A 17922-nucleotide genomic window follows, 5' to 3' on the forward strand; every position below is an offset into this window, starting at 1 on the left:
AACCCACCAACCATGGAGAAAAAAGCTGCCTGAAAATCAGAGTCTTAGACTCTCGCCGATTCAACAAGGTGTTTCAAATTCATTGACACGCTCCGAACGCGCGTGAACTTGCCACGAAGGCGTTGCCGACAATGCGTCCGCGCCAGCGCCCGCACGAACGGCAGCATACCGCAACTGCTTGCCCTTGCCGCAAAACGGAGAACCGCCACCGGCCCAGACGCCACCACAAGCCGCACGGCCAGATTTGGCGGCGGCCCAAAAGCGAAACGAAGTGGCGGAGGCAAACATCATGTTCAAATCAAAGCGGGGCACAACGTACAGGATAACCGGTGGCTGGAGCGCGTAGCGCGTAAGCCGTCCGGTTGATTAAATTGTTAGGCCTATTCTTCAAAATTGGGCACTTCGTAGTCGACTAGTCCTAAGTCTGCAAGCGGGATGCCATGTTTCTCGGCCTCCTTTTTAAGCAGAAACACAATGTTCGAGAAAGCCATTCGTCTTCCGATGGCCTGCTCGCGATTCAAAACCTTCCACGCGGCCAAATTGTCCTTAACTTCCCGTTTCAAAGCATAAGTGAAAGACTTCAAGCATTCTTCATGTGTTGCGATACGGCGCTTGGTCATACTGAGCCTAACGTGATTGTTCAACCGCGCCGAAGGCGTCGGCTGGAACTTTAGGTTCGGCCGTTAGCATACTCAAACTCCTCAAAGGGTAGTTCAATTGGCGACAGCAGGTAAGAAATTCCGTCTTCTGATTGCTTGACATGCCAGATGGCGACTCCGACTGGCGGGATAAGCAATGCCAACGGAAAAGCAAACGGCGGCACCCAGAGTAACTCGATATCTCCATCGCCAGCCCAGCCCATTTCGAGAAAGGCCGTCTTGGCCTGTTCAATGTAAGGTGCAGCCTTCTCTTCGGAGCCGAGAACAAGCTCAGGGCGCAACGCGAACTGGCGATTGTCGATATATTCGTAACCGTAACAATGAAAATTCGCCAAGGCTTCAGGCGGATAATTGACGATCTGATTTATTGGAATTGTGTAACCCATGTCCTTCTTGAATTAGCTGCCGAACGTTGTGCTAACCGGCGGCGGAAGCGCGCAGCGCTGTAGCCGTCCGGTTGAGTGTAGTGTTGGACACGCGCGTGAACTGGCCGTGAAGGACCAGACGACGGCGTGTCCGCGAATGCGCCCAGGCTAGCGGCGGGCCGCACTGCACTGAACTTGCCACCATCCTTTGCGCAGACGGCGACCCAAGCGGCACCGCAAGCCGCGCTGGCGGATTTGCCAGCGGCCCAGATGCCGAACGAAATGGTCGAAGTCTGCATCATATTCAAAGCGATGACCAACGTAGAACTAACCGGCGGCGGAGGCGCGAAGCGCCGTAGCCGTCCGGTTGAGTGAAATGTTGGACACCGCACGTAAACTTGCCGCGAATGCCCACCGGTTGCGCGTCCGCGAAAGCGCCCACGCGGACAGCAGCATAACGCATAGATTCGCGCTTGCCACCGAAGGCTGCCCTGCCAGCGGCCCAACGCCCGCCATGACCGCACAGGCCGAATAGCCAGCGCCCGAAAAGTCAAACGAAGTGGTCGCAGCAGAAGTCATGTTCAAAGCAGGGCCCAACGTAGAACTAACCGGCGGCGGAGGCGCGCAGCGCCGTAGCCGTCCGGTTGAGTGAAATGTTGGACACCGCGCGTGAACTTGCCGTGAATGCCCACCGGTTGCGCGTCCGCGAAAGCGCCCACGCGGACAGCAGCATAACGCATAGATTCGCGCTTGCCACCGAAGGCTGCGCTGCTAGCGGCCCAAACGCCGGCCATGACCGCGCAGCCCGAATAGCCAGCGCCCGAAAAGTCAAACGAAGTGGTCGCAGCAGAAGTCATGTTCAAAGCGGGGCCCAACCTAAAGTAGACGTCAAATTGACGTTTTTGCAAATTTTAACACGACGCCTAATCACAGATTGAGGAATGTCCAAGCCGAGATTTGCGGCGATGCGATCATAAAAACTCCCAACGGCCGGAGAGAGCCATCATGTCGCCAAGCCAACCAAAATTACTGGACCAAGTGCGCGCGGTGATTCGAACCCTGCATTACAGCATTCGCACTGAACAGGCATATGTAGACTGGGCTCGCAGATTTATCCTCTTTCATAACAAGCGCCATCCTCAAGAAATGGGAAAAGAAGAAATCGAGTCGTTCCTGACGCATCTCGCAGTTGAAGGGCGGGTCTCTGCGTCCACACAATCCCAAGCGAAAGCCGCCCTGCTCTTCCTGTATCAAAGGGTCCTGAAAATGGATGTCGACTGGCTGAAGGACGTGGTTGCAGCCAAGCAGCCTCAGCGAATGCCAACTGTACTCACGGTCGATGAAGTGAGGACTGTACTGTCACGAATGGAAGGCCTGCCTTGGCTCGTCGCGTCTATTTTGTACGGCAGTGGCCTCCGTGTGCTTGAAGCCTGCCGCTTGCGAGTCCTCGACGTGGATTTCGGTGCGCGCCAGATCTTGGTTCGCAATGGCAAAGGCGCGAAGGATCGGGTCACCATGCTGCCCGATATGCTGACGGATCCCCTCAAATCCCACTTGGAGCTTGTTAGGCTTCAGCACCAGCGCGACTTGGAGCAAGGGCATGGCCGAGTATTTCTTCCGTTTGCGCTGGACCGCAAATATCAGGACGCGCCAACCGAGTGGAAATGGCAGTACGTATTTCCTGCTAACCGTTTTTCCACCGATCCGCGTTCAGGTGAAGTTCGGCGTCACCACATGGAGGAACAAATGATTCAACGGGCAGTCAAGCAGGCTGCGCGCGACGCCGGTATTCCAAAGAAGGTTACACCGCATACCCTACGGCATAGCTTTGCCACGGACCTCTTAAAGTCCGGATACGACATACGCACAGTTCAGGAGCTACTCGGGCATAAGGATGTGCGCACTACAATGATCTACACTCACGTCCTTAATCGGGGCGGACGCGGGGTTATAAGCCCGCTCGATCGCTAGTTCCTCGGCTCGCCGGGCCACGCCCCCTACCCAATTGGTGCAGGATTGCGTGCCTTCAACGCTAGTAGAATAGGCAGATCATCCTGCAGGAGCGTCCCGTGAAAATTTCAGCCACAGTTCGCAACTCCCCTACTTCGCATGAAGTCCACGTCGCAACAGACGACTCGGCGCAGTCCCTGCCCATTCCTGCAAAAAGGACCGGCAAGGGATCAGCCATCAATGGCGGCGAATTCCTGATGCTGGCCCTCGCCACCTGTTACTGCAACGATGTCTACCGCGAAGCAGAGCGGATGAACATTCCGGTTGATGGCGTTTCGGTGGAAGCCAGCGCAGATTTTCCGGGCCCAGGGCTGGCCGCGACAAACATCCGTTACCGCGCACGCATCACTTCATCCGCACCGGACGATGTGATCGCGAACCTGCTGCGCCAAACCGACGCTGTGGCGGAGGTGCATAACACCCTTCGGTCCGGCTCACTAGTCACACTGGAATGACACCCGCGCCGCCGTCATTCCGAGGTTACCTGTTCGCGCTCCATTTGCTGCTCGGTTGAACGCGGGTCGTGATACCAATCCTCATGTGCTGATAATTGGCCGCACTCCAGGCACTGGGTCTTGGGCCATTTGACGGCGCATCCGGGGCAGACGGCCCTTGTCCAGAAAGTATTCCATACCGTACCGCAAGATGGCACGCACTCCCAGCGGTCCTCCGGTTGGGGACGCCATTCGCAGTGCGGGCAATGGATATCAGTCTTTTCGTTCATTTCGCAGCGTCTCGGGGTGAAGACCAACGAGCTGGCGTGCACCGTCAGGGGATGCAGGCATACCCGACAGGTCCAGGGCGTTCAAAGGCTTCGCATCATACCGTGATCACTCAAATTGCGCACGTTGCCTCAGTCACGCTTGTACAGGCCCTCGATGGTGCTGGAGCCCAGCGAATGGGCTTTCACCATATACCCGGTCAGCGCGCCCGATGCGTTTTCCGGCAGCTCAAGTTTTTGCGATAGCGCGTGCACAGTGAACTGGTAGCGATGCACGCCATGCTTCTGCGGTGGGCAAGCGCCACCAAATCCTTTGGCGCCGTAGTCGTTGTTCATCGACTGGCTGCCTACTGGTGCGAGAGCTCCTGCCGGCAAGGACGTCACATCTTTAGGGATGTTCACAAGCTGCCAGTGCCACCAGCCGCTTCCGGTGGGTGCATCGGGATCGTGAACCATGATGGCAAATGCCGCCGTGCCTGCCGGTGCGCCGGACCAGGACAACTGTGGGGATTGGTTTCCCCCGCTGCAGCCAAATCCCTGGAACTCCTGGGACTTGGACATGAATTTGCCGTTGGCGATGTCGGTGCTTGTCAGAGTGAGCGAGCCTGCCAGTGCGGTGTTGGACGCCAGCAGCGCTGCAAGAATGAGGTATCGCATTTGTGCTCCTACGTTGTGGGAACACGCATGTTAGACAACGGGCTTGAAATCGTTTAGCCCCAATCAAGTCAATTCTTCGCCCTAATCGCGCATTCTCGTTTTACGGAGTTCTGTCGGCGTAAGGCCGAAAAGCTGCTTGAATTTGTCGGTGAAGCGCGACTGGGACTGGTAGCCGCACTTTTCCGCCACGCGGCCAATCGGATCGAAGCTTGTCTGCACCAGATGCAGGCCGTATCCCAGCCTCGCCCTGTCCTTGATCGCCTGCAGCGTGGTTCCTTCCGCCGCCAGTTTCCGGCGCAACGTCGATTCGCTGACTGCGAGCCGGGACGCGAGTGCATCCGCGTGCAGGTCGTTGGCGACGTCGGCACTGATAATGTTGTGCAGCTTGTGGCTAAGGCTGGGTGGCTCAATGACCGCACTCACCTGCTCATAGCCCAGATGATAAATTAGCTGCAGTATCTCCTGCCGGCGGATGGCCCACATGGCGGGCGGCGCAAACGCGGACCATTCGACGAACTGCTGGAGAGTTTTCTGGAAGGCGGGCCCTATCTCTCCCTGGAGAAATGGCGTGGCCCTGCTCTCCCTCGGAGGCAGGCAGTTGAAGTCGTCGTAATCGAATTCGACGATCAGGCCCAGATATTCCGCATCGCTTGGAATATTTCGCATACTAACGCTGGGATGGTTCGACAGGATGATGAAGCTACCTGTCGGGCAGTCGACTTCACCGATTCCGCCAATCCGCTTGCTGCCGTCGAGCACACAGATCAGCATCGGCTTGATGATCGGAACATTGACGATCCGTTGCTCCTTGATCGACGAATAGACCGAGAACGGCAGCGCCATCCCTGCCCCCTGCAACATCCTGGCGGAATCAATCAAACTCTGCATGTTACGAACCAACTATGCTGACGATGACTTGGCAGCCAACTTGGCATTGAACTTTTCCTTGATGATCACAAAGCGCTGGTGGCGACCTTTTGAAATCAGGTCAACGCCATCGTGAGCCTCTACCGCGAAGGTCAGTTTGCGCCCTTCCACGGCAAGCAATTCGACGGTTGCAGTGACTTCAAGGCCGGCCGGGGTGGCTGACTCGTGGCTCACGTCAATGTGGGTTCCGACGCTTTGCTCCGCAGGCCAATCAAGATGCGGGTTGATCGCCTTGATGCATGCCCATTCGAGGAAACCCACCAGGAACCCGGTAGCGAAGACTTCCGGCATCACCAAAAACTCCGGAGCCTCCGGGTACAAGGCCGGCACCATTTTGGATGCCGGCAGTTTGAATGTGTGCACGTACCTGATGCCAGGTTTGAGTGATTCTTTCATGTCATCTCCAGAGCGATCAGGCGCGTGCCCACTTCAATCATCAGTGGCGCTCGATCGAATGGATATTACCAGCCTTCTGCAGGTCCGCAATTTCGTCTTTGGTGAAGACAATCGTCCCTTCGAAATACTCGGGAGCGGAGGCCTTACCGCTGCTCATGTCCTTCGTTACGCCCTTCAGCTTGTTATAGGTAACGCGAGGAGTGTCGAATTCGATATTGTTTCCATCGACGTTCCTGACCCGCAGCACGCCATACATGGACGTGGACTCGGGCGACTTCAGCAGGCTTGCGACATTCGCGATGTAGATGTCGTTCTTCATTGGCGTCGCGACCAGCGCCTGAACCTGACTACTCCGGTTTGAATCCGCGATCGAGCCGAATACGCCAATGCCCACGATCAGCGCCACCAGGAATGCCCAGCCCCAACGGGACATGAACGGGATAGCCGGCTTTCCAAGCGTCTCTTCAACCGCCTTGGTAGCGAGCTTCTCCCCGCGCTGGCAGACTTCACACACTTTCACGTACTGCTTCGAAGTGACCCACTTGAAGAGGTACCAGACGTGATGGACCTTGTAATGCAGCTGGACCAGGAACGTCCGCTCTTTTTCGCACACCGGGCAATGCTTGTGCTCATTGGCTTCAAGTACCGATACTTCACCTTTCGATCCCCAGACGATCATGTTTTTTCCCTTTATAGTTTTAACGGTGCTGAATCGCACCCGGACAGCATGATGCCCAAATTGGGGTCGCTTGAATCTCTCGAATTTTCACTAACTAGCAAAATACAACGCAAAAAAAAAGCCGCCGGGCGCACCGGCGGCTTTTTTCAGCTTGGCTGATTACTGTGCAGCGGCAGCAGCTTCTTCAGCGGCAGCTTTCATCGACAGCTTCAGGCGGCCGCGCTCGTCGGTCTCGAGGACCTTCACGCGCACTTGCTGGCCTTCTTTCAGGTAGTCGGCAACAGCGTTCACACGCTCGTTGGCGATCTGCGAGATGTGCAGCAGGCCGTCTTTGCCTGGCATCACCTGGACGATGGCGCCGAAGTCCAGCAGCTTCAGCACGGTACCGTCGTAGCACTTGCCCACTTCCACGGAAGCGGTCAGTTCTTCGATACGGCGCTTGGCTTCCTGGCCTGCAGCCGCGTCGACCGAAGCGATGGTGACGATGCCGTCGTCGCTGATGTCGATCTGGGTGCCGGTTTCTTCGGTCAGCGCGCGGATTACGGCGCCGCCCTTGCCGATCACGTCACGGATCTTCTCAGGGTTGATCTTGATGGTGATCAGGCGTGGAGCGAAGTCGGACAGCTCGGTCTTCACAGTCGGCATGGCCTTCTGCATTTCGCCCAGGATGTGCTGGCGGCCTTCTTTAGCCTGTGCCAGTGCAACCTGCATGATTTCCTTGGTGATGCCCTGGATCTTGATGTCCATCTGCAGCGCGGTAATGCCGTTGGCGGTACCAGCTACCTTGAAGTCCATATCGCCCAGGTGGTCTTCGTCGCCCAGGATGTCGGACAGCACGGCGAAACGGCCGCCGTCCTTGATCAGGCCCATGGCGATACCGGCCACGTGCGCTTTCATCGGCACGCCGGCGTCCATCAGAGCCAGGCAGCCGCCGCAGACGGAAGCCATCGACGAGGAACCGTTCGATTCGGTGATTTCCGATACCAGGCGTACCGAGTACGAGAAGTCTTCCGGTGCCGGCAGTGCGGCAACCAGTGCACGCTTGGCCAGGCGGCCGTGGCCGATTTCGCGGCGCTTAGGCGTACCTACACGGCCGGTTTCGCCGGTGGCGAACGGAGGCATGTTGTAGTGCAGCATGAAGTCGTCGGTGTACTCGCCCATCAGCGCGTCGATCTTCTGCGAATCGCGGGCGGTGCCCAGGGTCGCTACGACCAGTGCCTGGGTTTCGCCGCGGGTGAACAGCGCGGAACCGTGGGTACGTGGCAGCACGGAAGTACGGATCGAGATCGGACGCACGGTCTTGGTGTCGCGACCGTCAATACGTGGCTCGCCTTGCAGGATCTGGGAACGAACAACTTTCGCTTCCATGTCGAACAGGATGTTGCCGACTTCGACCGAATCAGGAGCGTCGGCGCCGTGGGCGGCAGCTTCGGCAGCCAGATCGGCCATCACTTCGGCGGACATGGCGCGCAGCTTGTCGGTACGGGCTTGCTTGTCTTTGGTCTGGTAAGCGGCGTTGATCTTCGCTTCAGCGAAGTGGGCAACGCGGCCGATCAGGGCTTCGTTCTTGGCAGGTGCGGTCCACACTTGCTCAGGCTTGCCACCGTCGCGCACCAGTTCATGGATCGCATCGATCACTGCCTTCATCTGCTCGTGGCCGTACACAACGGCGCCCAGCATGATTTCTTCGGACAGTTGCTGTGCTTCGGATTCCACCATCAGCACGGCCGATTCGGTACCGGCAACCACCAGGTCCATCTGGGAGTCTTTGAGCTGGGAGGCGGTTGGGTTCAGGATGTACTGGCCATTTTTGTAGCCGACGCGTGCTGCGCCGATTGGGCCGTTGAATGGCACGCCGGATACGCACAGGGCGGCCGATGCACCGATCATCGAAGCGATGTCCGGATCGATCTCAGGGTTCACGGACAGCACGTGCACGATCACCTGGACTTCGTTCATGTAGCCCTCTGGGAACAGAGGACGGATCGGACGGTCGATCAGGCGGGAAGTCAGGGTTTCTTTTTCAGAAGGACGGCCTTCGCGCTTGAAGAAGCCACCAGGGATCTTGCCCGCGGCGTAGGTCTTCTCGAGATAGTCGACGGTCAATGGGAAGAAGTCCTGGCCTGGTTTTGCGTCTTTACGCGCCACCACGGTTGCCAGTACCACGGTGTCGTCCACCGATACCATTACCGCGCCGGATGCCTGGCGAGCGATTTCGCCGGTTTCCAGCGTCACGGTGTGTTGGCCGTACTGGAAGGTCTTCGTTACTTTGTTAAACATGGGTTTATCCCTCTTTCTCTTTAGCCGACAGATTTTCAGGAGCTGTCGTAGCACCTCACCACGGACGGCCAGTGGCCGCCTTACTGCTTTACTGCAATAAAACTAACGGTTTAAAAAGTCAAAATGCCTGCGGCAGCGAGCTGGCGCAGGCATTTCTCGATTAAACCTGGTAACGCAAGAATTACTTACGCAGGCCGAGTTTAGCGATCAGGTCGCGGTAACGGTTTGCGTCTTTGTTCTTCAGGTAAGCCAGCAGGGACTTACGACGGTTAACCATCATGATCAGGCCACGACGGGAGTGGTGATCCTTGGAGTGGGCCTTGAAGTGGCCGTTCAGTTCGTTGATACGAGCGGTCAGCAGAGCAACTTGCACTTCTGGGGAGCCGGTGTCGTTTTGGCCACGGGCGTTGTCGGCGATGATGGCCGACTTGTTGATGTTTTCAACGGTCATTTTCTTACCTTTCACATGCGATGCACGGAGTCTTTGGAACCCTGAACATCGTGAATTACGTTTAATATAACTATCCGGCCGGATGGCCAGACACGGGAGTATAACCGCAATGCGGGTCGAAAGCTACCGCCACACACGATCAGCCATGAAAACCACTCTTCGCGTTGCATTATTATCACTATTGCTCGCTGCCTGCGCCGCCGCCCCACCCTCCTGGCAGCGCGGCAACGACAGCTTCAAGCCGATCCAGCTCGGCGTGACCACCCAGTCCGACCTGTTACGCCTGTACGGCCCGCCGGACGAGCGCACTTACCTGCAATTGCGCGACCTGAACGTGTGGAGCTACCGCTACAAGGAATCCGGCGTGTGGGACTCCATGATGCACATCATGCTGGACCGCCAAGGCGTGGTACGCGAAACCATGAGCGGCCCCGACCTCGAAAAAGAAGAGCGCGGCTTCTTCCGCTAATAAAATGGGGACGTACCCCATTTAATTAGCAACATTGGCCTGCATCAAAGGCAGCGCGCGCTTTTGGCCCAGAATTGGGCAATGCCTCGCCATGCCCGACTAGTCATTCCCGATGTTCCCGTCCACTTGATCCAGCGGGGGCATAACCGTCATGCCTGCTTCTTTGGCGAGGACGATTTCCAATACTACCTGCGCTGGTTGATGCGCTTCGCAAAGGAATCGGGGTGCGCTATCCATTCATACGTGCTGATGACAAACCACGTCCATCTGGCGCTTACCCCGCATGACAGCGGAGGTCTCGCCCTTCTCATGAAGATGCTTAATCAACGCTATGTGGCACACATCAACAAGCAGCGTAGTTGGACGGGCACGCTATGGGAGGGGAGATTCAAGTCGTGCTTGATATTTGACCAAAGCTACTTCCTCACCTGCATGCGATACATTGAACTCAATCCGGTGCGAGCGGGAATGGTGGGCCACCCTCGCGATTATCCGTGGTCCAGCTATCGCGCAAATGCGGAAGGGACCTTCAATCCCTGCATCACGCCCCATGCGATCTACCAGTCTCAAGGTGACACTGAAGCCGATCAGCGCTCGGCCTATCGCAATTTCGTCTCATCCAATGAAGATCAAATCCATACCGACAACATTCGCCGCGCAACAAATGGGAATTACGCTCTCGGCGAAACGGTTTCGACAGAAGAACTGGCAACTGCACTTGGCCGCAGGGTTACCCCAGGCAAACGAGGACGCCCCCATAAATAAATGGGGTACGTCCCCATTTATTTAGTCCTTGATTTCAAGGGCGCGGTTCAGGCTGAGGGCGGCGAGCGAGCCGGCGGCGCCGGACAGCAGGTACAGGCTGACGTAGGCCAGGCCGAAGTGTGCCGACAGGCCGAGTGCAACCAGCGGGGCGAAGGCGGCACCGACCAGCCAGGCCAGGTCGGACGTCAGCGCTGCGCCGCTGTAGCGGAAGCGGGATTCGAAGTTGGCGGTCACGGCTCCGGCGGCCTGGCCGTAGGACAGGCCCAGCAGCGCGAAGCCGATCAGGATGAACACGGTCTGCCCTGCGTCTCCGCCTTGCATCAGCAATGGAACGAAGCCGCTGAACACGCCGATCAGCACTGCCAGCGAACCAAGCGTGCGGCGGCGGCCGATGCGGTCGGCAATCCAGCCGGAGGCGACGATGCAGGCGGCGGCGATGAACGCGCCGGCAATCTGGATCACCAGGAATTCACTGACCGATCGCTCGGAGTACAGCGTGATCCACGAGAGCGGGAATACGGTCACCAGGTGGAACAAGGCGTAGCTGGCCAGCGCCGCCAGTGCGCCGATCACCACGTTGCGGCCTTGTGATTTAAATAACTCGCCAATATCGGTCGGCTGCAGCTCGCGCTCTTCCAGCAGGCGCGCGTATTCATTGGTAGACACCAGGCGCAGGCGGGCGAACAGGGCTACCACGTTGATCGCAAACGCGACATAGAACGGATAGCGCCAGCCCCAGTCGAGGAAGTCTTCCGACGACAGGCTCGACAGCAGGAAGGAGAACAGGCCGGCCGCGATGATGAAGCCGGTTGGCGCGCCGAGCTGGCCCAGCATCGCGTACCAGCCGCGCTTCTCTGGCGGCGCGTTCAGGGCCAGCAGCGATGGCAAGCCATCCCAGGAACCGCCCAGCGCAATGCCCTGCCCGAAGCGCAGCATGGCCAGCAAGGCCAAGGCGCCCAGGCCGCTCTGGCCATAGGTCGGCAGGAAGGCCATGCCGGCCGTCGAGGCGCCCAGCAGGAATAGCGCCGCTGTCAGCTTGGCTTCGCGCCCGAACCGCACCTGGATCGCCATGAAGGTCGCGGTGCCCAGTGGCCTTGCCAAAAATGCAAAGGAAAAAATCACGAAGGAGTACAGCATCCCGTCCAGCCGCGAGGCAAACGGGAAAAACACCGCCGGGAAGACCAGGACGGAGGCAATGGCATACACAAAAAAGTCGAAATATTCGGAAGCCCGGCCAATCACCACACCCACGGCAATTTCGCCGGGTGCGATGTGCTGGTCGCTCGAATCGGATGGCCGCATCGGAATACCGTGGGCTGGTGCGGACATACTTTGCATGGTTCAGTCTCCTGTTTCTCACCGGTTGAGAGATATCACCGGTGTTTATTACTGTTATCTAACCTGCTGGTAGGACAATATGTCCAATTTCGCGCCGTGTCCAGAGGCTTCAGAATAGAAAGATTCTTGACTTAGGACATTGTTTCTTGCGCATGCCTATATTACTTCTCCTCCTCGCAGCCGTCTGCCTTACAGGCTGCAATACCATCGTTATGAACCCTGCCGGCGATGTTGCCTCGCAACAGGCGCACCTGGTGACCATTTCGACGCTGCTCATGTTGCTGATCATCGTACCGGTGATCGCGCTGACCGTGCTGTTCGCCTGGCGTTACCGAAAAGGCAACACTAACGCCAAATATACTCCAGATTGGGACCATTCGACCCAACTGGAGCTGGTGATCTGGGGCGCCCCGCTGATGATCATCATCGTGCTCGGCCTGCTGACCTGGATCAGCACCCACCTGCTGGACCCCTACCGTCCACTCAGCCGCATCGACGAAAAACGTCCGCTGGCAGCCGACCACAAGCCGATGGTGGTGCAAGTGGTGGCGATGGACTGGAAATGGCTGTTCATCTACCCGGAACAAGGCATCGCCACCGTCAATGAACTGGTGACCCCGATCGACACCCCGATCCGCTTCAAGATCACCGCGTCGACCGTGATGAATTCGTTCTACATCCCGGCGCTGGCCGGCCAGATCTACGCCATGCCGGGCATGGACACCACCCTGAACGCGGTGTTGAACAAACCGGGCACGTATGACGGCTTCTCGGCCAACTACAGCGGCGCGGGTTTCTCGCACATGCGCTTCAAGTACCACGGCATGTCGACCGCCGACTTCGAGGCCTGGGTTGCCAAGACCAAGGCGGGCGGCGGCACCCTGAACCGCGCCGACTACCTGGCCCTTGAAAAGCCAAGCGAGCGCGAACCGGTGCGCCGTTATGGCGCGGTGGAGAACGAGCTGTACACCGCGATCATCAACCGCTGCGTCGAACCGGGTTCGACCTGCGCCAACCAGACCATGGCTGCCGATGCCGCCCGCCTGCGCGCCATCGCCGCCAAGAAAGAAATGGAAGCGCGCATCTGCACGCCAAGCGATACCTACGCTGAAGCCAAGCAGGACGTCGCCCTCGCATCTACTTCTCGTAAGAACTGATTATGGAAAACCAAACCCTCCACCCGTTGCTGGGCCGGCTGAGCTGGGACGCAATCCCGTATCATGAGCCGATCCTTGTCGCCACCTTCGCCATGGTGGTGCTGGGCGGCATGGCCGTCCTCGGCGCCATGACCAAATACCGACTCTGGGGCCCGCTGTGGCGCGACTGGATCACCAGTATCGACCACAAGAAGATCGGCATCATGTACATGGTGCTGGGCCTGGTCATGCTGCTGCGCGGCTTTGCCGACGCGCTGATGATGCGCCTGCAGCAAGCGGTCGCTTTCGGCGACAGCATGGGCTACCTGCCTCCGCACCACTACGACCAGATCTTCACCGCCCACGGCGTGATCATGATCTTCTTCGTGGCGATGCCTTTCGTGACCGGCTTGATGAACTACGTGGTGCCGCTGCAGATCGGCGCGCGCGACGTGGCCTTCCCGTTCCTGAACAACTTCTCCTTCTGGATGACCGCCTTCGGCGGCGGCCTGACCATGGTCTCGCTGTTCGTCGGCGAATACGCGAAAACCGGCTGGCTGGCTTACCCGCCGCTGTCCGGCATCCTGGCCAGCCCTGACGTGGGCGTGGATTACTACATCTGGTCCTTGCAGGTGGCGGGGGTCGGGACCTTGCTCTCGGGGGTCAACCTGATCGCGACCATTGTCAAGATGCGCGCGCCGGGCATGAAGCTGATGAAGATGCCTGTCTTCACCTGGACCTCGCTGTGCACCAACGTGCTGATCGTGGTGACCTTCCCTGTGCTGACCGCCGTGCTGGCCATGCTGTCGCTGGACCGCACCTTCGGTACCCACTTCTTCACCAGCGATTTCGGCGGCGATTCCATGCTGTACGTGAACCTGATCTGGATCTGGGGCCACCCTGAGGTGTACATCCTGGTGCTGCCGGTATTCGGCGTGTTCTCGGAAATCGTGTCGACCTTCTCCGGCAAGCGCCTGTTCGGCTACACCTCGATGGTGTACGCGACCGTGGTGATCACCATCCTGTCCTACCTGGTATGGCTGCACCACTTCTTCACCATGGGCTCCGGCGCCAGCGTGAACTCCTTCTTCGGCATCACGACGATGATCATTTCGATCCCGACCGGCGCCAAGATCTTCAACTGGCTGTTCACCATGTACCGCGGCCGCATCCGCTTTGAACTGCCGATGATGTGGACCATCGCCTTCATGATCACCTTCGTGATCGGCGGCATGACAGGCGTGCTGCTGGCCGTTCCGCCAGCCGACTTCGTGCTGCACAACTCCCTGTTCCTGATCGCGCACTTCCACAACGTGATCATCGGCGGCGTGGTGTTCGGCGTGTTCGCTGCCATTAACTACTGGTTCCCGAAAGCCTTCGGCTACAAGCTGGACGTGTTCTGGGGCAAAGTCTCGTTCTGGTGCTGGGTGGTCGGCTTCTACCTCGCCTTCATGCCGCTGTACGTGCTGGGCCTGATGGGCGTGACGCGCCGCATGAGCCACTTCGAAGATCCTTCGCTGCAGATCTGGTTCCAGGTGGCCGCCGTGGGCGCCGTCCTGATCGCCGGCGGTATCGGCTCCATGCTGGTGCAGTTCTATGTGTCCTATCGTCGCCGCGATGCACTGCGCGACGTGACCGGCGACCCCTGGGATGGCCGTACCCTGGAGTGGTCGACTTCGTCGCCTCCTCCGGACTACAACTTCGCCTTCACCCCGCGCGTGTACGACAACGACAGCTGGACCGACATGAAGCGCCGTAACTACCTGCGTCCAGTGAGCGACTTCGTGGCGATCCACATGCCGAAGAACACGGCTGCCGGCTTCGTCATCGCCGGCCTGAGCGCCGCGACCGGCTTCGCCCTGGTCTGGCAGATGTGGATCTTCGCTGTGCTCGGCCTGGTGGCCACCGTGGGCGCCGCAATCATCCATACCTTTAACTACAAGCGCGATTACTACATCCCGGCCGAAGAAGTCGTTGTGACCGAAGCCGAGCGCACCCGTACCCTGGAGGCAGCCAATGTCTGAACTCGTTCTTGATCCTGCCAAGGCAGGTGCGCACGGCGCGCAGGACGACATGCCGTTCCACGTCCGCGAACATCATCCGGAAAACGGCACCCTGCTGGGCTTCTGGCTCTACCTGATGAGCGATTGCCTGATCTTCGCCGTCCTGTTCATCGCTTACGCAGTCCTGGGCCGCAACTTCGCGGGCGGCCCGTCCGGCGCCGAACTGTTCGACCTGCCGCTGGTGGCGCTGAACACCGGCTTCCTGCTGCTGTCGTCGATCACCTACGGCTTCGCCATGCTGGCTTCGCAGCGCGCCAAGCTGGGCACCACCCTGGCGTGGCTGGCTGTCACCGGCCTGTTCGGCCTGGCCTTCCTGGGCCTGGAAATGTACGAATTCGTGCACCTGATCCACGAAGGCGCCGGCCCGCAACGCAGCGCTTTCCTGACTTCGTTCTTCGCGCTGGTCGGTACCCACGGCCTGCACGTGACCTTCGGCGTGATCTGGCTGGTGACCCTGATGGTCCAGCTGAATCGCCATGGCCTGACCGAAGCCAACACCCGCCGCCTGATGTGCCTGTCGATGTTCTGGCACTTCCTGGACGTGATCTGGATCGGCGTCTTCACCTTTGTCTACCTGATGGGAGTCCTGCCATGAGCGCACACCACGACCACGAACACGGCCATGGCCACGGCGCGCATGGCGACGGCCATGACCACGGCAGCCTGAAAAGCTACGCCATCGGCTTCATCCTGTCCGTTATCCTGACCGCGATTCCGTTCTGGCTGGTGATGGGCAACGTGATCAAGGATTCGAGCACCACCGCCTTCGTCATCCTCGGCTTCGCCGTCGTGCAGATCGTGGTTCACATGATCTACTTCCTGCACATGAACTCGCGTTCGGAAGGCGGCTGGACCTTGCTGGCACTGATCTTCACCATCGTGCTGGTCGCGATCGTGCTGATCGGCTCGATCTGGGTCATGTACCACCTGAACCACAATATGATGCCGTCCATGGGACCGGCCGGCAGTTCTTCCGTGCAGCAGATGCACGACATGCCTTGAGTAAAGCGCGCACCGCCTCCCCGCGGGCGCGCCTTTTCTGGGCCGCCGGGATCTCGCTCGCCTGTGCCGTATTCCTGGCGCTCGGGACCTGGCAGCTGTTTCGCATGCATTGGAAGCATGAGCTGATCGCCCGCGTCAACCAGCGCGCTCACGCGGCGGCTGTCGCCGCCCCCGCCGCTGCCGAATGGCCGTCCATCACGGCCGACAATGCCGAATACCGGCATGTGCAAGTTGCCGGCACCCTGCTGCTCGATCGCAGCACCCTGGTGCAAGCCTCCACCCACCTTGGCCCCGGCTTCTGGGTCATGACCCCGCTGCAGACCGCTTCCGGCGACATCGTGCTGGTCAATCGCGGCTACATCGCCGACCGCAAGGCAGGCACCGGCTCCGGCACTGCGCCAGCCGCGGTAAGCGGCTTGCTGCGCATGAGCCAACCGGACGGCGACCTGTTGCGCAAGAACGATCCTGCCGGCCAGCGCTGGTATTCGCGCGACGTGCAAGCCATCGCTGCAGCCCAGGGCCTGGCGCGGGTCGCCCCCTACTTCATCGATGCCGATGCCAGCCCCGCCCCGCAGGCCGGGCAGCCCGTCGGCGGCCTCACCGTGATCGCTTTCCGTGATAATCACCTGGTATACGCATTGACTTGGTATGCTCTAGCGTTGATGATCATCGGGCGAACATGGCAAATCACTCGGAAAACACGGCGGAACCTGGCGGAATGATGTCCTTGTCCCTCGCGGCGGGCGTCGGCGACACTACCGGCCACAAAAACATGTTGTACCTGATCCGGCTGCGCTGGATCGCGGTACTGGGCCAGATCACGACCATCGCCGGCGTCAGCCTCGGCCTTGACCTGAACCTGCCGATGCCGCAGATGCTGACGGTGCTGGCCTGCCTGATCGCCTTTAACATCGGCAGCCATTTGCGCTGGCACGAGAACCCGATCGTTACCAATAACGAAATGCTCCTGGCGCTGCTGGTCGACGTGGCCAGCCTGACCGCGCAGTTGCATTTCAGCGGCGGCACCACCAATCCGTTTGCCTTCCTTTACCTGCTGCAGGTGATCCTGTCGGCGGTGCTGCTCGATGCATGGGCCGCCTGGACCATCGTCGGCATCACGGGCGCCTGCCTGGGCGGCCTGGCGATGTTCTCCAAGCCCCTGCCCGTGCTGCTGGAAGACGAAAGCGCCTTTGCCCACCTGTACGTGGAGGGCATGTTGCTCTGCTTCCTGCTGAATGCCGGGCTGCTGGTCATCCTGATCAAGCGCATCACCGGCAACCTGCGCGAGCGCGACGCGCACCTGGCCGACCTGCGCCAGCGCGCCGCGGAAGAGGACCATATCGTGCGCATGGGCCTCCTGGCATCCGGCGCCGCACACGAACTGGGCACGCCGATGGCGACCATGTCGGTCCTGCTGGGCGATTGGCGCCGCATGCCGGAATTTACCGGGAACGCGACGCTGCTGGAGGAAATCGAGGAGATGCAGACCCAGCTCCAGCGCTGCAAGACCATTGTCACCGGCATCCTGTTGTCCGCCGGCGAGCTGCGTGGCGAATCGTCTGCCAAGACCACCCTGCGCTCCTTCCTTGAGGAGATGCTGGATGAATGGCGCGGCAACCGCCCGGTCATCGCTTTCGAATACGACGACCAGTTGCCTGGCGACCAGCCGGTGGTGTTCGATTCCGCGCTCAAGCAAACGATTTTCAACCTGCTCGACAATGCACTGGAAGCTTCTCCGCTATGGGTCAGGCTGCAGGCATCCACCGAGGGCGACGTGCTGAAACTGGCGGTCAGCGATCGCGGCCCCGGCTTCGCGCCCTCGATGCTGGCGCAATTCGGCAAGCCTTATCAGTCGAGCAAAGGCCGCCCTGGCAGCGGCCTCGGACTGTTCCTGGTGGTGAACGTGATTCGCACGCTGGGCGGTACAGTTGAAGCACGCAACCTGGACAAAGGCGCGCTGGTCGAACTGCGCCTGCCGCTGTCGGCCATTGCACTCGAATAGGA

At 59.3% G+C, this 17922-nt stretch carries 19 protein-coding genes; 10 read left to right on the plus strand and 9 right to left on the minus strand.

The features are described from left to right. Positions 1 to 380 precede the first annotated feature (380 nt). Both BM269_RS26440 and BM269_RS26445 read right to left on the minus strand, forming a co-directional pair. Positions 381 to 620, minus strand: a complete 240-nt coding sequence (locus tag BM269_RS26440; protein WP_090444674.1) for a hypothetical protein — start codon at positions 618 to 620, stop codon at positions 381 to 383. Between the two features lie 50 nt (positions 621 to 670). After that, positions 671 to 1045: a hypothetical protein gene (locus BM269_RS26445; RefSeq protein ID WP_090444676.1), complete on the minus strand. Its 375-nt coding sequence runs from the start codon at positions 1043 to 1045 to the stop codon at positions 671 to 673. A gap of 984 nt (positions 1046 to 2029) precedes the next feature. Here BM269_RS26445 and BM269_RS26455 point away from each other — a divergent pair. Together BM269_RS26455 and BM269_RS26460 are read left to right on the plus strand one after the other, a co-directional pair. Further along, positions 2030 to 2995, plus strand: a complete 966-nt coding sequence (locus tag BM269_RS26455) for an integron integrase (protein ID WP_090444682.1) — start codon at positions 2030 to 2032, stop codon at positions 2993 to 2995. Between the two features lie 98 nt (positions 2996 to 3093). After that, on the plus strand, positions 3094 to 3489 hold the full coding sequence (locus BM269_RS26460; RefSeq protein WP_090444685.1) for an OsmC family protein: 396 nt from the start codon (positions 3094 to 3096) through the stop codon (positions 3487 to 3489). A 398-nt stretch (positions 3490 to 3887) separates the two neighbouring features. Here the strand turns inward: BM269_RS26460 and BM269_RS26470 are convergent, their stop codons facing one another. The 6 genes from BM269_RS26470 to rpsO form a co-directional block, all read right to left on the minus strand. After that, positions 3888 to 4412, minus strand: a complete 525-nt coding sequence (locus BM269_RS26470; protein ID WP_090444691.1) for a YbhB/YbcL family Raf kinase inhibitor-like protein — start codon at positions 4410 to 4412, stop codon at positions 3888 to 3890. An 81-nt stretch (positions 4413 to 4493) separates the two neighbouring features. Beyond that, on the minus strand, positions 4494 to 5300 hold the full coding sequence (locus BM269_RS26475; RefSeq protein ID WP_090444694.1) for a helix-turn-helix transcriptional regulator: 807 nt from the start codon (positions 5298 to 5300) through the stop codon (positions 4494 to 4496). Between the two features lie 12 nt (positions 5301 to 5312). After that, the gene (locus BM269_RS26480; protein ID WP_090444696.1) at positions 5313 to 5735 is read right to left on the minus strand and encodes a thioesterase family protein; all 423 of its coding nucleotides are present in this window, start codon (positions 5733 to 5735) and stop codon (positions 5313 to 5315) included. Between the two features lie 40 nt (positions 5736 to 5775). After that, complete coding sequence (locus tag BM269_RS26485; protein ID WP_090444699.1) at positions 5776 to 6414, minus strand: hypothetical protein; 639 nt, start codon at positions 6412 to 6414, stop codon at positions 5776 to 5778. Positions 6415 to 6573: 159 nt separating this feature from the next. Beyond that, positions 6574 to 8694 carry a polyribonucleotide nucleotidyltransferase gene (gene pnp, locus BM269_RS26490; protein WP_090444702.1) on the minus strand — a complete coding sequence of 707 codons (2121 nt, stop codon included), beginning with the start codon at positions 8692 to 8694 and terminating at the stop codon, positions 6574 to 6576. A 181-nt stretch (positions 8695 to 8875) separates the two neighbouring features. Then, the gene (gene rpsO / locus BM269_RS26495) at positions 8876 to 9145 is read right to left on the minus strand and encodes a 30S ribosomal protein S15 (RefSeq protein WP_090444705.1); all 270 of its coding nucleotides are present in this window, start codon (positions 9143 to 9145) and stop codon (positions 8876 to 8878) included. 145 nt (positions 9146 to 9290) lie between these two features. On the opposite strand from rpsO, the gene BM269_RS26500 reads away from it, so the two are divergent. Together BM269_RS26500 and BM269_RS26505 are read left to right on the plus strand one after the other, a co-directional pair. Then, positions 9291 to 9614, plus strand: coding sequence for a hypothetical protein (locus BM269_RS26500; RefSeq protein ID WP_139232882.1), 324 nt, complete (start codon positions 9291 to 9293; stop codon positions 9612 to 9614). Positions 9615 to 9695: 81 nt separating this feature from the next. After that, a complete protein-coding gene (locus tag BM269_RS26505) occupies positions 9696 to 10379 on the plus strand; it encodes a transposase (protein WP_090444711.1) in 684 nt (227 codons plus the stop codon). Positions 10380 to 10400: 21 nt separating this feature from the next. Here the strand turns inward: BM269_RS26505 and BM269_RS26510 are convergent, their stop codons facing one another. Further along, positions 10401 to 11717, minus strand: a complete 1317-nt coding sequence (locus tag BM269_RS26510) for an MFS transporter (protein WP_090444714.1) — start codon at positions 11715 to 11717, stop codon at positions 10401 to 10403. Between the two features lie 212 nt (positions 11718 to 11929). Here BM269_RS26510 and cyoA point away from each other — a divergent pair, with 212 nt between their 5' ends. From cyoA to BM269_RS26540, 6 genes are read left to right on the plus strand one after another with little or no spacing between them, the layout of a single operon-like run. Continuing rightward, the gene (gene cyoA / locus BM269_RS26515; protein WP_229204807.1) at positions 11930 to 12874 is read left to right on the plus strand and encodes a ubiquinol oxidase subunit II; all 945 of its coding nucleotides are present in this window, start codon (positions 11930 to 11932) and stop codon (positions 12872 to 12874) included. Positions 12875 to 12876: 2 nt separating this feature from the next. Then, entirely contained in the window at positions 12877 to 14877 is a 2001-nt protein-coding gene (cyoB, locus tag BM269_RS26520; RefSeq protein ID WP_090444720.1) for a cytochrome o ubiquinol oxidase subunit I, read from the plus strand. Positions 14878 to 14926: 49 nt separating this feature from the next. Next, entirely contained in the window at positions 14927 to 15511 is a 585-nt protein-coding gene (gene cyoC, locus BM269_RS26525) for a cytochrome o ubiquinol oxidase subunit III (RefSeq protein WP_090444915.1), read from the plus strand. Next, the gene (gene cyoD / locus BM269_RS26530) at positions 15508 to 15918 is read left to right on the plus strand and encodes a cytochrome o ubiquinol oxidase subunit IV (protein WP_090444723.1); all 411 of its coding nucleotides are present in this window, start codon (positions 15508 to 15510) and stop codon (positions 15916 to 15918) included. The genes cyoC and cyoD overlap by 4 nt, the downstream gene beginning before the upstream one ends. Next, on the plus strand, positions 15915 to 16640 hold the full coding sequence (locus tag BM269_RS26535; RefSeq protein WP_229204808.1) for an SURF1 family protein: 726 nt from the start codon (positions 15915 to 15917) through the stop codon (positions 16638 to 16640). Before cyoD ends, BM269_RS26535 begins: the two co-directional genes overlap by 4 nt. Further along, positions 16637 to 17920, plus strand: a complete 1284-nt coding sequence (locus BM269_RS26540; protein WP_229204809.1) for an ATP-binding protein — start codon at positions 16637 to 16639, stop codon at positions 17918 to 17920. The genes BM269_RS26535 and BM269_RS26540 overlap by 4 nt, the downstream gene beginning before the upstream one ends. The last annotated feature ends 2 nt before the right edge of the window (positions 17921 to 17922 follow it).

The organism is Duganella sp. CF458, from assembly GCF_900113115.1.
In the GTDB taxonomy this organism is placed as follows: domain Bacteria; phylum Pseudomonadota; class Gammaproteobacteria; order Burkholderiales; family Burkholderiaceae_D; genus Rugamonas.